We start from the raw sequence: 13,619 nt of genomic DNA, 5'->3' as shown, positions 1-13,619 counted from the left end.
CTGAAATTTACTTCTTGCCGTAACGTTTTTTGAAACGATCGATACGACCTTCAGTATCCATCACACGTTGCTTACCAGTGAAGAACGGGTGAGATGCAGAAGAGATCTCAACTTTGATTAGTGGATATTCTTTACCGTCTTCCCATTTAACAGTTTCGTTAGAGTGAAGAGTAGATGTTCCCAAGAAACTGAAGTCGCAAGAGATATCTTTAAATACAACAGTATTTACTTTTGGGTGTAGGTTTTGTTTCATGACCTGATTCCTTCTAAATAATTTAACCTATGGGTCTTAAGCTGTAAGGATGTAACATACTGACCACCCTGTGTCGAGCATAAATCGCTGATTTTATTGGCATCTTCAGAGGCCCACAGGGGGTCTGGTAGTTTTAATAAAACTTAGATATTTCAATCACTTAATTAACCTATTTCCCGAGTTTAATAGGATTATAGTGTTTTTCGAGACAGGGCAAATCAGGACCTTGGAACCACGAGGGTCGCCCTTGTATTTTACCTCAAAGCCCCGGGGATCGTTGAGCTCCACCTCCGAAGCCACCTACTCTTGATGGACCTACAAGGAGGTATTCCATGAAGTTTTTGGTCCCGTTCGCGGCCGTCTTGACCCTGTCTCATGTGGCTTCAGCAGAAAGTATCTACTGCACCTTCACTGAACCTTTTATTTCTGTGTCCTATAATTCTGATACAAATAAAGTCAAAGTCGAGTCCCCGGATCAGGGAACCCTGGAGGTCCCAGGCAAAGTGACTTTTGATAAAGGTGGCATCATCACAATCACCAGCGAAGGCATCAGCCACCGACTTGTGATAGACACCACCAAAGAAGGCTCTGATGGCATGTCTGATTTCGTCTATCCTTTTGAAGGCGTGATTGATGACAGCCTCTATGGCGGCTGCGAAACAGACGCTTTAAAAAAGACCGAACCCACTCCGGAACCTCAGCCTCAACCGGAACCGCAACCCGAACCAGAGCCAGAACCAGAACCCCAACCTAATCCTTAAAAACAAAAAGGGAGTCTTGCGACTCCCTTTTTTCTTCAATTTTCCAATCTCTAATTTCCAGGGCTAAGCAATGCTTAGCCTGGTCCGGACATGGCTTTCAAGAAGTCCGTATTGGTTTTTGTGCCTTCCACTTTGTCGATCAGGAATTCCATCGCATCGACAACGTTCATAGGTGCCAATACTTTTCTCAGGATCCACAGACGATTCAGATCAGCTTTATCAACCAACAAATCTTCCTTACGAGTGCCGGACTTATTGATGTCCATGCAAGGGAAGATACGTTTTTCCATCAGCTTGCGATCCAAGTGGATCTCGGCGTTACCAGTACCTTTAAACTCCTCGAAGATAACCTCGTCCATACGGGAACCCGTATCGATCAAAGCTGTCGCGATAATAGTCAAAGATCCGCCTTCTTCGATGTTACGAGCCGCACCGAAGAAACGTTTTGGTTTATGAAGGGCGTTGGAATCCACACCACCAGACAGGATTTTACCGGATGGAGGAACAACGGTGTTGTATGCACGCGCCAGACGAGTGATGGAATCCAGCAGGATCACCACGTCGTGTTTGTGCTCAACCAGACGTTTTGCTTTTTCAATAACCATCTCTGCAACCTGAACGTGACGAGTTGGTGGCTCATCGAACGTGGACGATACAACTTCACCTTTTACAGTACGTTGCATGTCAGTCACCTCTTCCGGACGCTCATCGATCAGAAGAACGATCAATTTTACTTCCGGATGATTGTGCGTGATCGCATTGGCAATTTGTTGCATCAAAACAGTTTTACCTGTTCTTGGTGGCGCCACGATCAAAGCACGCTGACCTTTACCCAGCGGAGCCATCAGATCCACAACACGCGTTGTGTATTCGCCAGGGCTGTGTTCCAGCTTCAGGCGCTCGTTTGGATAAAGCGGCGTTAAGTTGTCGAAAAGGATTTTGTCCTTGCCGTTTTCAGTGGTCTCGAAGTTCAAAGAGTCCACTTTCAATAGTGCAAAGTAACGTTCGCCATCTTTTGGTGGGCGGACAGTTCCTGTGACCGTGTCACCGGTTCTTAGACCGAAGCGACGGATCTGGGATGGAGAAACGTAGATATCATCCGGACCCGGAAGATAGTTGTAGTCCGGTGAACGAAGGAAGCCGTAACCGTCGGGAAGGATTTCCAGAACGCCAGAACCATAAATGTCCTGACCCAGTTTCGCGGCACGTTTCAGAATTTCGAAGATCATATCCTGACGGCGAAGACCGGCAGCGTTTTCGATTTTCAGTTTATTTGCAAGCTCTGTCAGCTGCGTGATGTTTTTTGATTTCAAGTCCTTGGAGGACAACCAGCTCTTTTCCTCATCGGTCAAAGAGATGTCGGCCAAATCCACATCCTGCGTTTGTGCCGGTTGTGTGGAGTGAGCGTCGTCAGCCATTGGTTGGCCTTCGTCGCGATTGCGATCGCCTCTGAAGTCGCGGCGTTGATTGGCGTTACGGTCATGACGATGACCCCCGCGATCACCCCTGTCCCCACGGTCGTTGCGGTCGTTGCGATCACCACGATCATTACGATCACGGTTGTCACGATTGTGTGGGCGGAATTCACGGCGTTGATTGTTTTGCTGGGGTCTGTCTTGGCGCGCTTCTGGAGCGGCAGCTTGTTGAGCAGCTGCAGGAGGTGGTGTGGTGGCAGAAGTGGCTGGGGCGGCTGGTGCCGCTTCAACTGCAGGGGCTGGAGATGCCTCTGCAGGAGTCGGAATCGAGGTGTCTTCAGACGCACTCTTTGTTGTACGAGTACGTTTTTTTACCACCTCAACGCCTTGTTGATCTTTAGGTTCAGACAAACAAATTCTCCTTGTAGGATTTTAATCAGAAAAAAGAGCGATAATTAAATGGGAGCAGATCCGATTGGATTTGTGCTTACGTTATGAACACACTGTCCTAGAGGCGCCCCCTGCTTGTCAACCGGAAAACCTGTTCCAAACTGAAACGAAGGCCTCAGAAAACAGAAATATGTTCATGATGTCTTAAGCTTAGACGATTTTTCAGTTTTATAAAAATGAAGCTATTTCAGGTGTTTAAATATGAGCCTGAGACGTCCAGTTTTCAAAAAATTAACCTAATTTTTTAAAAATGGGGTTCTTGGGCTATTAATTTTTGGTTTGTAATACCGAAAGGATAGTATCCAAGATTTAAGCACAAGGAGTCTAACGTGGAGGACACTTATAAAGTTCCGGCACCAAGAACCCCTCTTAACCTAGAGGTCTCTTTCAAGCGCAATTACGCGCGCGAGGAAACTAAAGGCACGCTTAAGAATATCAGCATCACTGGAGCCTTTTTGGAGTTTGAGGGCGGAGAAGTTCGCGCCAACGAAAAATTAAACCTGGTCATCGTCGTGGCCGGTCGTGAAAGAAAAATCGCGGCCCATGTCATCTGGACGAACTCCGTGGGAGTCGGCGTAAAGTTTATGCCGGTCAATAACCGCGATGTTCAGATTGTGGACGACCTGATCTATTTCGTGGAGAACTCACGCAACGACCGTCGTTCCGTGATGGATACCATCTTCAAAAAAGTCGGCTGATCACAAAGTCACAGATACAAAAACAAAAAGAGCGAGTTCATACTCGCTCTTTTTTATTTTCCACCGACCCCGGATTAAGTTCCGACGTGAGTGTTGTCCATGGCTTGTTGTTCAAGCTCTTTTTGTTTTCTTTTCTTTCTCATCACAATCAGCACAGCCAAACCTGCCGCTGCCAGACCCACAACAGCCAAAGCCATTGTTGTGTCATTATCCATTCCCGTTGGGGCCTCTTCGGCCACTTGCGGAGCCGGAGGATTGATGGCTTCAACCGGTGGTGGTGGTGGAGGTGCCATTTCCTGAGCCATATCCGGTGGCGGAGGCGGAGGCGCCATTTCGCCAGCCTGATCCATTGGAGGTGGAGGCGGGATGTCCATCTGCGCCTGCTGCGCCATTGGATCTTCAGGCATTGGTGGAGCTGGAATCTCTTCCTGCATTGCAGGCGGAGCCTGCTCTGGCATCGCTGCCGCTACTTCCTGATGCTGCTGAGGAGCTGGAGCGGCCGGAGCTGCGGCCACTGCGCCACCTCTCCAGTAACGAAGTTCTGTTCCTTCTGCGATCTCACCTTTGGAATCAACAGAGTTGGAAGCCCAAACTTCTTTCCACGCATTATCATAACCCAGAAGAGTCTTGGAAATTTTTCTGATATTGTCGCCAGCTTTTGCCACATATGTTTCAGGAGCCAGTCCGTTGTCTTCATAGTAAGTGATCATACGGGCCGAATCATCCGGACGGTGTGGGGAGTTGTAGTAAACTTTGTCTCCGGCGCGCACATCGCGTGAATGATAAGTGGGGTTTCCTTTTTTCAGCTCAGCTCTTTTATCCGTACCGTAGATCATCTGGCTGATGCTCTTAAGCGTGTCGCCAGGACGGGCAAAGTAAACTGTATTAAACCAAGTGCCGCCGGCTTTCCATGGCGTCGTTGCCACTTTCTGCAAAGGAACGTTGGCTTTTTTCGGAGCTTCCGAAGGGGCTGAATCAACAACTGTTGTGGAGGAATCACTGACTGAGGAGCTTTCAAACACTGAACTGGATGTTTCAGACTGAGCTACAGATGTGGAAGTTTCAACAGGTTCTGGAGTTGTGGCTGTTGTTGTGGTTGATTCCGCGAAAGGATCTGCCGGAAGAGTTTCTGTCGTTGTTGCAACATCTGTTTGTTCCGTTGTCGCCTCACTGTCGGCAACCGTAGTTTCAGTTGTTGTGGTCGTGGTTTCCGTCGTGGTGGTTGTTTCACCCAAAGCGTCTTCAGGAAGTTGATCACTGGCCAGGGAATCATCGCCCGCGATCTCAAGAGCCTCGTCACCTTCCAGCTTCTCAAGGTCAGCAGAGTCAAAATCAGCAGCTACTTCAGAGTCTGCTTGGCTATCCTTAGACGTACAGCTTGTTACTTGGAATGCCAGACCGAGGCACGCTAGTAAGACAACGAGTTTTTTCATCATGTATTCATCCTTGATTGATGCCACGAAACATACTGTTTCAGTTAAGCGTTATTAACAATCTAATGCACAAGATCGAAGGCTTGCAAATACTAAGAAATTCACTGGACTTTCGATCTAGTGAATTTTCAGTTTCGATCCCAGCTTTATCTTATTCTTATCGAACCAACCTGCGTTCATTTCAAGTGCGTACTTTGCTGGTTGTGCGCTGGCATAAGAAGGCAGAGCCGAGTCCGGGACACCTTTGCCAGATTTCATCTCCTTGATATCTATCAGTTTCATTTCTGCATCGAAGTAGCCAATAGACAAATCAATCAGGGTGTTCTTCATCCAGAAAAAACGTGTCTCAGTGTTCTTAAAGATGAAGAGCATTCCTTCATCTTCCCCCATTTTGGTCCTGAACATCAAACCGCGTTCGTGCTGATCCGGAGTCTCCGCCACTTCTACGACAAAGGTCTTGCCACCCAAAGAGATTTTCTTTTTGGAAAAATCCTTGGCAAAAGCTGACGGCATTATAAGGACAACAAGCAGACTGACCTTCGCGAAAAAATTAACGAGACCTAAGCATTTCAAGCGCCACGCCATAACGAACTCCTTTGGTGGATACCATCATCCCGTCCAGGCCCAGGGCCTCGACGACAGCCAGTAAGATGGAAGCCCCCGCAAAAATAATATCAGCTCGTCCACCGAGTTGATACTTGGTCTTTTTTTCTTCGACTGTGGTACGGGCAAACTCTTCCACCCAGTGATGCAGACGATCTTTCTTTAAGAAGTATCCATCCACTTTGGCCTCGTCAAAACCGCCCACCTCAATAGCCACCAGAGATGTCGGAGTTCCGGCCACAGCAATAATTTGATCAATGTTGTGCTTTTCCAGCTCGGGAAGAACTGTCTTCAGCTGTTCCTGAATATATGCTTCCAGGCGACGGCGATCGTCTTCCTTCACTGGTTGAGCGCTGATAAACTTCTCTGTCAGTCGCACGCCACCGATATCTAGGCTTTCCCCGAAAAGAATGTCCGAGGCCTTGCCCACAATCAGTTCTGTTGAGCCGCCCCCCACGTCCACCACCAAAGATGTCAGTTGAGGATTTTTGGCGCCTGCGGTGGCCCCTTGATAGGTGATACGGGCTTCATCTTCGCCAGGGATGATCTCAATCGGAATGCCCAGCTCTTCACCAATACGGAAGAGCTCCTGACCGTTGCGCGCATCACGTGCGGCTGATGTCGCCATCGCCAGAACCTGATCAACTCTTTCAGCGTCAATTTCCTTCTTGAATTCCGTCAGACACTTTCGCGCCCTTGCCAAGGCATCAGGATGAAACTCGCCCGTTTGACCAACACCTTGACCTAAACGCACCACCTGAACAAGATCCCGATGCACTTTGCGAATACCGTTTTCATCACCATCAGCAATCAGACACAAAAATGTGTTCGTTCCCAGATCAAGAGCAGCAACCTTCTTCATTCCTTTTCCTATCTACTTTAACTTTTCCTGCAGAATCTTATTAACCATATCCGGATTTGCCTGCCCCTTGGAAGCCTTCATAACGGCCCCCACGAAGAAACCAAAAAGATTCTTCTTTTTGCCCGAACGGTGGTCCTCCACCACCTGAGGGTTGGCTGCCAGAACTTCATCGACAATCTTTTCAATGGCCGCCGGATCAGAAATCTGCACCAGACCTTTTTCTTTAATCACAACTTCAGGGTCTTTGCCGGTATCCCACATTTCCTGAAAGACAGTCTTGGCTATCTTTCCAGAGATAGTTCCTTTATCAATCAACGCAATCATGCGCCCCAACTGGGCTGGCTTGATCGGGGAGTCCTTGATGCTTTTCCCGGCGCTGTTGAGCTCACGCATCAGCTCCGTCATAATCCAATTTGACGAAGCTTTAAAGTTCTTCGCTTCCCTGGCGGTTTCTTCATAATAGTCCGCCACATCTTTTTCCATGGTCAGAACCGAGGCGTCGTAGGCCGGCAGGGCATGTTCCGTTTCAAATCTTTTGGCCCTTGCAATTGGCAACTCGGGAAGCTCCTGACGGAATTTTTCAATCATGCCGTCTGTCACGATGATTGGCAGCAGATCCGGATCTGCAAAATATCGATAGTCTTGAGCATCCTCTTTACTGCGCATCGAGAACGTCCGGTTCTTATCCGGGTCCCACAAGCGGGTCTCCTGCACGATCTTTTCCCCGCGTTCAACCTCATCAATCTGCCTTTCAATTTCATATTCGATGGCTTTTTCAACGAAGCGGAACGAGTTGATATTCTTAATCTCGACACGAGTCCCAAGCTGCGGATCGCCGATCTTGCGTACGGAAACGTTGCAGTCACAGCGCAACGATCCTTCCTCAAGATTTCCGTCGCAGACATCCAGATAGCGAACTATCTGACGAATGGTGCGTGCGTATTCGGCGGCTTCCGCCGGTGATCTGATATCAGGCCCGGAAACCACCTCCAACAAGGGAATGCCCGAGCGGTTGTAATTGATCAGTGTGTATTCACCAAAGTGTGTGGATTTGCCCGCATCTTCTTCCATGTGCGCACGCGTGATGGAAACGGTTTTTTCCTTCCCATCAACCGTGAATGTCACAGAACCATTTTCACAGAGCGGCAGATCATATTGAGAAATTTGATACCCTTTGGGTAAGTCCGGGTAGAAATAGTTCTTGCGGGCAAAAACAGATTTTCTTCTGATGTCACAGCCCAAAGCCAAACCCGTTTTTATGGAGTACTCAATCGCCTTGGAATTAACGACAGGCAAAGTTCCCGGCATTCCCACACTGACGGGAGAGGTATTTTCATTATCCCCAGCCTCAAAAGAAGTGGAGTCACCACAGAACATTTTTGTTTTTGTGCTGAGCTGAACGTGAATCTCTATGCCGATGACGGCTTCATAACCTCTATACGACATGGGGATTTTTACCTTTCACCGGCGAAGCGCCTTCTAAAGCATAAGCCACATTCAGCATCTTCTGCTCCTCGAAATGCGCCGCCGTCAGTTGCACACCGATCGGCAGCCCCTCTTTGGACATTCCAAAGGGAACACTCATCCCCGGAAGTCCCGCCAAATTTGTGGAGGTGGTAAAGATGTCATTCAAATACATCGTCAAAGGGTCCGAAATGCGCTCGCCCAGCTTAAATGCCGGCGCCGTGGTGACCGGACTTAAAATCACATCACATTGTTTGAAGGCAGACTGATATTCTTCCAGTAACAAACGGCGAACCTGACCCGCCTTGGTGTAATAAGCATCATAGTAACCACTGGACAGGCAGTAGGTCCCCAGCATAATTCGACGCTTTACTTCGGCGCCGAAACCCTGCCCGCGTGTTTGGCTGTAAAACTCTGCCAGATCAACTGACGACAGATTTTTAAATTCGGCTCTGAATCCGTACTTGACCCCGTCGTATCGGGACAGATTCGAAGACGCTTCGCTGGCTGCCACAAGATAGTAAACTGGGACCGCATACTCGGCCAGTGGCAAAGACACTTCAACAATTTCAGCACCGAGTTTTTTAAGCTCAGTGACGGCGTTTTCCACAGTTTTTTGCACATCAGAGTCCAGACCCTGGGCGGATAAATATTCTTTGACCAGCCCGACCTTTAAGCCCTTCATATTGGCATTGAGGTTGTGACTCCAGGCGGGTACGGCTTTCTGAGAAGTGGTGCCATCCTGCGCATCAAAACCTGAAATCACTTCAAGAGTCAGGGCCGCATCTTTGACCGTGCTGACCATGGGGCCGGCCTGGTCCAATGAAGACGCATAGGCGATGATGCCATAACGACTGACACGGCCATAAGTGGGCTTCACACCCACAATGCCGCAAAAGCTGGCGGGTTGGCGAATCGATCCGCCGGTGTCAGTGCCTAGTGTGCCCGCCACTAAGCGCGCCGCCTGTGCCGCCGCAGAACCACCCGATGATCCTCCTGGAACTCTTTCCAGATCCCATGGATTTCTGACAGCTCCATGAAAAGACGTTTCATTGGAGGACCCCATGGCAAACTCATCCTGATTCAATTTTCCCAGAACAACGGCACCAGCAGTTTTTAACCGAGCCACCGCCGTGGCATCATATGGCGGCACAAAGTTTTCCAGCATCTTAGAACCCGCTGTCGTTTTAAGTCCTTTGGTGCAAAACATTTCTTTGATACCAAAAGGAACTCCCGCAAGAACGCCCGCATCTTCACCTTTGGCGATGCGCGCATCAAGAAGTTCGGCTTCTTTCAATGCATTTTCATTCAGCGAGGTGAAGGCGTTGAGTTTTCCATTCAGCGAATCGATGCGATTTTGAAAGTGCGTTGTGACTTCTTTGGCGCTGATCTGTTTGCTCTTCACAGCCTCGGCAATCTCGGACAGGGTGGCAAAAGTTAAATCCATAACGTTCCTTAAACTACCGGTGGCACTTGGAAAAGGTTTCCTGATTTTGCCGGCGCGTTGTTTGTCATCTCTTCGGCAGAGAAGTCCTGTTTTACGACGTCTTCCCGCCAATAGGATTCAATTTCTGTGGGTGTAATCAGGGGCTCAACACCGGCTGTGTTGACCTTGGATATCTTTTCAAAATGCCCTAGGGCTTTCGCCAGCTGGGTGCTGTATTCCAGCGCCTCCTGTTCAGTCACATGAAGTCGGGCCAGTTTGGCAATATGCTCAATGGTTTCTTTATCGATCATTTGAAAAACTCCTTGAGATGGCACATACAAGCTATCTTAAACGGCAACACACGTCACTCTTGGGACGTGCAATTTCTTGGTGACTGGACCTTCAATCATGGTACAAAGAGGGCATGTCCAAGAAACGCCACGAAGAGCTTAAGAAGATCATCTCCGAACACGACCATAGCTATCATGTTCTTGATAAGCCCACCATTACGGATTTTGAATACGACAAACTCTTTTCCGAGCTGTTAGAGCTTGAGAAAACAGAGAAAGGTCTGGACCTGGCGGATTCTCCCTCTCAACGAGTGGGTGGAAGCATTTTAGAGGGGTTTGAAAAAGCCCCGCATCGTCTGCCCATGCTTTCTTTGGCGAATAGTTATTCCCCCGAGGACATCTTTGATTTTGATGAACGCATAAAAAAATTTCTCAATACCGACGAGCCCATAGAATACCTCTGCGAACTGAAATTCGATGGACTGTCCATGGAGCTAATCTATGAAAATGGTCACTTCGTCAGGGCGATCACACGCGGTGATGGTTCCGTGGGCGAAGACGTCACCCAGAACATCAAAACCATCAAAAGTATTCCATTAAAATTACGTCATAAAGATCCGCCGGCTCTTTTTGAGGTTCGCGGAGAGGTTCTGATGTTCAAGCAGGACTTTGCCAAGCTCAATGAAATGCAGCAGGAGAATGGCCAGCAGACGTTTGCCAATCCTCGCAACGCCGCCGCGGGAACAGTTCGTCAATTGGACTCAAAAATTGCAGCCTCCCGTCCTTTGCGGTTCTTTGGATATGCCCTGGGAGCCACCGATGGGGTTGCTTTTGAAACACAAAAAGAGATCCAAGAGTACTTCGCTGCACACGGCATACCGACAACTCTGAAATACAAGGAAGACCTTCTGCGGGTTGCAAAAGGACCTGAAGAGGTGGTCGAGTACTATCACCACATCGAGAAGGTTCGGCCCGCTCTGCCTTTTGATATCGATGGCGTCGTTATCAAGGTCAACTCTCTGAGATTGCAAGAGGACTTGGGACTTGTCGCACGCAGCCCTCGATGGGCCACGGCCGCCAAGTTTAAACCTGAACAGGCTTTGACGACCATTGAAAATATCGTGGTGCAAGTTGGTCGCACAGGGGCGCTGACCCCCGTGGCGATCATGAAGCCCGTCAAAGTCGGCGGCGTCACCATCACCAACGCCACCTTACACAATCAAGACGAGATCACCCGTAAAGATATTCACATCGGGGACACGGTGGTTATCCAACGTGCCGGGGATGTCATCCCTGAAGTCGTCGAGGTTGTGAAGGACAAACGCCCCAAGGGAAGCACGCTGTTCTTGATTCCTGAAAATTGTCCTGCCTGCGGCTCCAAGGCGGTGAAGGCCGAGGGTGAGGTCGTTACCCGCTGTGTGAATCCACTTTGTATCGCCATGGTCAAAGAATCACTGAAACACTTTGTGGCTCGACGTGCGATGAATATCGACAAAGTCGGTGACCGTTTGATTGAGACTCTGGTCGATAATAAACTGCTTTCCAGCTTTTCAGACTTCTATCGCCTGTCCAAAGAAAACATCCTGTCTTTGGATCGCCAGGGCGATAAGTCCGCAGAGAACATCATCAAATCCATCGAAGCCAGCAAACATCCAACACTGGCACGATTCATCTTTGCCCTGGGAATTCGTTTCGTCGGAGAGCAGACCGGAAAACATCTGGCCGATCACTTCCTGACTATTGAAAAGTTCCTTGGCGCCAGTGAGGAAGAGCTGCTTCTGGTGCCAGAGATCGGCCCTAAAGTGGCAAAGTCCATTCGTGATTGGACCTCCAATCAACGTTTGGTGGATGATGTCCATGCCATGATCAAGTTGGGAGTGAAGATCGCAGAACCCCTGCGCTCTCAAGAGGGGGCTTTGTCCGGAATGAGCTTCCTGATCACTGGAACGTTGCCCGTGAAGCGGGATGATGCCAAAGACCTGATTGAAAAGAATGGCGGAAAGATTCTCAGCTCTGTTTCCTCTAAGCTGAACTACTTGGTGGTGGGTGATGATCCCGGCTCTAAAGTTGAAAAAGCTCAAACTCTGGGCGTAAAAATCATCTCTTGGGACGACTTGCAGAAAATGATCTAAGCACCAAAAAACAAAAACCCACGGTTACAAGCCGTGGGTTTTATAAGCGCCTTGCAAAGGCTTTTGACCGAATTAAAGGTGGTCAATAACGATGTCGCGAGCCATTACAGTCTTACGACCGTCAGCTTTCGCGCTCTCAACACCTTTTAGGCAAAGTTGCTCAATTGCCTTACTGAGTACGTCGATAGTCTCAGCAGATGTGTTCATTTGACCTTTTTCTTTGATAAGTTTTTTTACTTTGCTTGTAACTACAAGTACTTCTGCCATGATATACCTCTCCATCCATGTTAAAACGAACAATAAAAGGTTTGCATAGGGTCCTGGGATTGACAATATGAAATCTTCTTGCGCCGCACTAATTTATAGAGCGGCCCGGGTTCAATAAGAGCTCTGACTTGCCATCGACGAACTTGAAAAGCTCTGCCTGCCTTGTCCCACTTTCACCTGGGGATATCCATACAAAAGTTTTTTGATCCAATGGCTTTGTACATTCAACATCCAGGAATGCGGGGGACCAGCAGCCACTATTTAAGTGTTCGACCGAACCGATGATCTCATGCCGGGTGTGGTGTGTGTGTCCATAAACTATTCGATTCACCTTGGTGATTGCACTGGTCATTGCCAGCACACGGTCGTCGGGCTCTTTGTACCCAGACACCAAAGATGTAACTGACTTACTATAAAACAAGAAGAATGGCAGAAGCAGAAACAACGGAATGAAAGCCCAGAAGAAGGAGATTTCATAGATTGAACGAACAACCACCATCAGTTGAAAGATCAGATAGAACGCGACAAAAATAATAAACGCACGATCCAGCCACAGCTCTCTTGCCAATAAAAAAGGATTGCTGGCAGCCGGGGCCACAAAGAGCTCTTTCAGCTCGCGAACCATCCGCGGTTCTGCATTTGCTTTTTCAGCAATGAAGGCCACTCGATCTTCGATCTTCAGCGGATTACGTATCGGGGCCGCCAGGCGATCAAAGAACGAATGCAGCAAAGTCACCACCGAACCCCAGAACCATGTCAACACCAGCCCGGGTTGAGCCCGCAACATATACTTTAGGAAGAAGCGAATATATTCCGGAATCGACATGATGTAGTTGCTGTCCACGTGGGGGTTAAAAAATCCCATACCATTCATTAGATAACGGCAGGCCAGATTTCCGAATGGGAGCTTGAGCGACACAAAGTTATAGCCCCGAACATAAGGATTGATCGGGTCTTCACACATGCAATACGGATCGTATTGATTGCCATGCTCAATCAAGGTGTCCTGGTTGCTGATGTAGAACCATTCCACAAAACGCACCTGCATCTTTTTGTCTTCTGGCAAATCCAAGTGCTTATAAATTTCCGCCTGCACTTCCGTGAAATGCAACTCGAGGTCATGATTGCCAATAACAAACACAGCCCGATTCCCACGCAAAATGAATTCCCGTAAGGCACGAACCCACTCGGCGTGATCTTGCAGAATGACTTCAATTTTGTAACGAGACCGCTCTTCGATCGGGAAAAGTCCCCGATGCTTCTCCAGCCAGCTCATGTGGAACACGGGTTCATCAGGCAGCTTTAATACACTGTCAAAGTCGAAAATATCCCCATTCAGCACCAGCTCCACCGGAGCCCCTTGAGCCCGTTCTTCGCAATGCTTTAGGAAAGACTCAAAGACATCGTCAAAGAAAAACTGACGTGTCTTAAACTTCTTCCACAGAGGAAAACGCAGGTTGACCGGTTCGGCTTCGCACAAATGCAGATCACTGATGATTGCCGTATGCGAGGCTGTTTTAAAATCAGGAAAGGGTCTTGAAAAAAAAGTGGGCAAAGCTGCCTCC

The 13,619-nt window shown here is 48.6% G+C and carries 13 protein-coding genes; 3 read left to right on the top strand and 10 right to left on the bottom strand.

The features are described from left to right. Window positions 1–7: 7 nt before the first annotated feature. Entirely contained in the window at window positions 8–253 is a 246-nt protein-coding gene (locus ACZ50P_RS00305; protein ID WP_063205867.1) for a type B 50S ribosomal protein L31, read from the bottom strand. A 332-nt stretch (window positions 254–585) separates the two neighbouring features. Between ACZ50P_RS00305 and ACZ50P_RS00300 the strand changes: the two genes are divergently transcribed. After that, window positions 586–1,014, top strand: a complete 429-nt coding sequence (locus ACZ50P_RS00300) for a hypothetical protein (protein WP_464132665.1) — start codon at window positions 586–588, stop codon at window positions 1,012–1,014. Window positions 1,015–1,088: 74 nt separating this feature from the next. Here ACZ50P_RS00300 and rho read toward each other — a convergent pair whose 3' ends face one another. Further along, on the bottom strand, window positions 1,089–2,840 hold the full coding sequence (gene rho, locus ACZ50P_RS00295) for a transcription termination factor Rho (protein WP_464132663.1): 1,752 nt from the start codon (window positions 2,838–2,840) through the stop codon (window positions 1,089–1,091). A gap of 368 nt (window positions 2,841–3,208) precedes the next feature. On the opposite strand from rho, the gene ACZ50P_RS00290 reads away from it, so the two are divergent. Next, on the top strand, window positions 3,209–3,577 hold the full coding sequence (locus ACZ50P_RS00290; RefSeq protein WP_464132661.1) for a PilZ domain-containing protein: 369 nt from the start codon (window positions 3,209–3,211) through the stop codon (window positions 3,575–3,577). Between the two features lie 74 nt (window positions 3,578–3,651). Here ACZ50P_RS00290 and ACZ50P_RS00285 read toward each other — a convergent pair whose 3' ends face one another. From ACZ50P_RS00285 to gatC, 6 genes are all read right to left on the bottom strand, one after another. Next, entirely contained in the window at window positions 3,652–5,013 is a 1,362-nt protein-coding gene (locus ACZ50P_RS00285; RefSeq protein ID WP_464132658.1) for an LPXTG cell wall anchor domain-containing protein, read from the bottom strand. 114 nt (window positions 5,014–5,127) lie between these two features. Further along, the gene (locus tag ACZ50P_RS00280) at window positions 5,128–5,595 is read right to left on the bottom strand and encodes a DUF192 domain-containing protein (protein ID WP_464132656.1); all 468 of its coding nucleotides are present in this window, start codon (window positions 5,593–5,595) and stop codon (window positions 5,128–5,130) included. Further along, window positions 5,561–6,475 carry a Ppx/GppA phosphatase family protein gene (locus tag ACZ50P_RS00275; protein WP_464132652.1) on the bottom strand — a complete coding sequence of 305 codons (915 nt, stop codon included), beginning with the start codon at window positions 6,473–6,475 and terminating at the stop codon, window positions 5,561–5,563. Before ACZ50P_RS00275 ends, ACZ50P_RS00280 begins: the two co-directional genes overlap by 35 nt. Before the next feature lie 12 nt (window positions 6,476–6,487). Continuing rightward, complete coding sequence (gatB, locus tag ACZ50P_RS00270) at window positions 6,488–7,921, bottom strand: Asp-tRNA(Asn)/Glu-tRNA(Gln) amidotransferase subunit GatB (RefSeq protein ID WP_464132651.1); 1,434 nt, start codon at window positions 7,919–7,921, stop codon at window positions 6,488–6,490. After that, window positions 7,911–9,386, bottom strand: a complete 1,476-nt coding sequence (gene gatA, locus ACZ50P_RS00265) for an Asp-tRNA(Asn)/Glu-tRNA(Gln) amidotransferase subunit GatA (protein WP_464132648.1) — start codon at window positions 9,384–9,386, stop codon at window positions 7,911–7,913. The genes gatB and gatA overlap by 11 nt, the downstream gene beginning before the upstream one ends. Window positions 9,387–9,394: 8 nt before the next feature. After that, on the bottom strand, window positions 9,395–9,676 hold the full coding sequence (gatC, locus tag ACZ50P_RS00260; RefSeq protein WP_464119218.1) for an Asp-tRNA(Asn)/Glu-tRNA(Gln) amidotransferase subunit GatC: 282 nt from the start codon (window positions 9,674–9,676) through the stop codon (window positions 9,395–9,397). Window positions 9,677–9,789: 113 nt separating this feature from the next. On the opposite strand from gatC, the gene ligA reads away from it, so the two are divergent. Beyond that, window positions 9,790–11,787 (top strand): NAD-dependent DNA ligase LigA, encoded by a 1,998-nt coding sequence (ligA, locus tag ACZ50P_RS00255; RefSeq protein ID WP_464132646.1) that lies wholly within the window; start codon window positions 9,790–9,792, stop codon window positions 11,785–11,787. A 72-nt stretch (window positions 11,788–11,859) separates the two neighbouring features. On the opposite strand, the gene ACZ50P_RS00250 is transcribed toward ligA, so the two are convergent. Both ACZ50P_RS00250 and ACZ50P_RS00245 read right to left on the bottom strand, forming a co-directional pair. After that, complete coding sequence (locus tag ACZ50P_RS00250; protein ID WP_011162677.1) at window positions 11,860–12,054, bottom strand: histone-like protein; 195 nt, start codon at window positions 12,052–12,054, stop codon at window positions 11,860–11,862. A gap of 88 nt (window positions 12,055–12,142) precedes the next feature. Then, a complete protein-coding gene (locus ACZ50P_RS00245; protein ID WP_464132643.1) occupies window positions 12,143–13,609 on the bottom strand; it encodes a metallophosphoesterase in 1,467 nt (488 codons plus the stop codon). Window positions 13,610–13,619: the final 10 nt, after the last annotated feature.

The organism is Bdellovibrio sp. CKG001, assembly GCF_055397465.1.
Note: the sequence above shows the minus strand (reverse complement) of the source record. Positions and strands in the feature narration are given on the sequence as shown.

What these genes read in the sequence shown, in the direction of transcription:
- ACZ50P_RS00280 (WP_464132656.1), bottom strand. Translation starts at nt 5,595, where the DNA reads ATGGCGTGGCGCTTGAAATGCTTAGGTCTCGTTAATTTTTTCGCGAAG.
- gatB (WP_464132651.1), bottom strand. Translation starts at nt 7,921, where the DNA reads ATGTCGTATAGAGGTTATGAAGCCGTCATCGGCATAGAGATTCACGTT.
- gatC (WP_464119218.1), bottom strand. Translation starts at nt 9,676, where the DNA reads ATGATCGATAAAGAAACCATTGAGCATATTGCCAAACTGGCCCGACTT.
- ligA (WP_464132646.1), top strand. Translation starts at nt 9,790, where the DNA reads ATGTCCAAGAAACGCCACGAAGAGCTTAAGAAGATCATCTCCGAACAC.
- ACZ50P_RS00250 (WP_011162677.1), bottom strand. Translation starts at nt 12,054, where the DNA reads ATGGCAGAAGTACTTGTAGTTACAAGCAAAGTAAAAAAACTTATCAAA.
- gatA (WP_464132648.1), bottom strand. Translation starts at nt 9,386, where the DNA reads ATGGATTTAACTTTTGCCACCCTGTCCGAGATTGCCGAGGCTGTGAAG.
- ACZ50P_RS00305 (WP_063205867.1), bottom strand. Translation starts at nt 253, where the DNA reads ATGAAACAAAACCTACACCCAAAAGTAAATACTGTTGTATTTAAAGAT.
- ACZ50P_RS00285 (WP_464132658.1), bottom strand. Translation starts at nt 5,013, where the DNA reads ATGATGAAAAAACTCGTTGTCTTACTAGCGTGCCTCGGTCTGGCATTC.
- ACZ50P_RS00300 (WP_464132665.1), top strand. Translation starts at nt 586, where the DNA reads ATGAAGTTTTTGGTCCCGTTCGCGGCCGTCTTGACCCTGTCTCATGTG.
- ACZ50P_RS00275 (WP_464132652.1), bottom strand. Translation starts at nt 6,475, where the DNA reads ATGAAGAAGGTTGCTGCTCTTGATCTGGGAACGAACACATTTTTGTGT.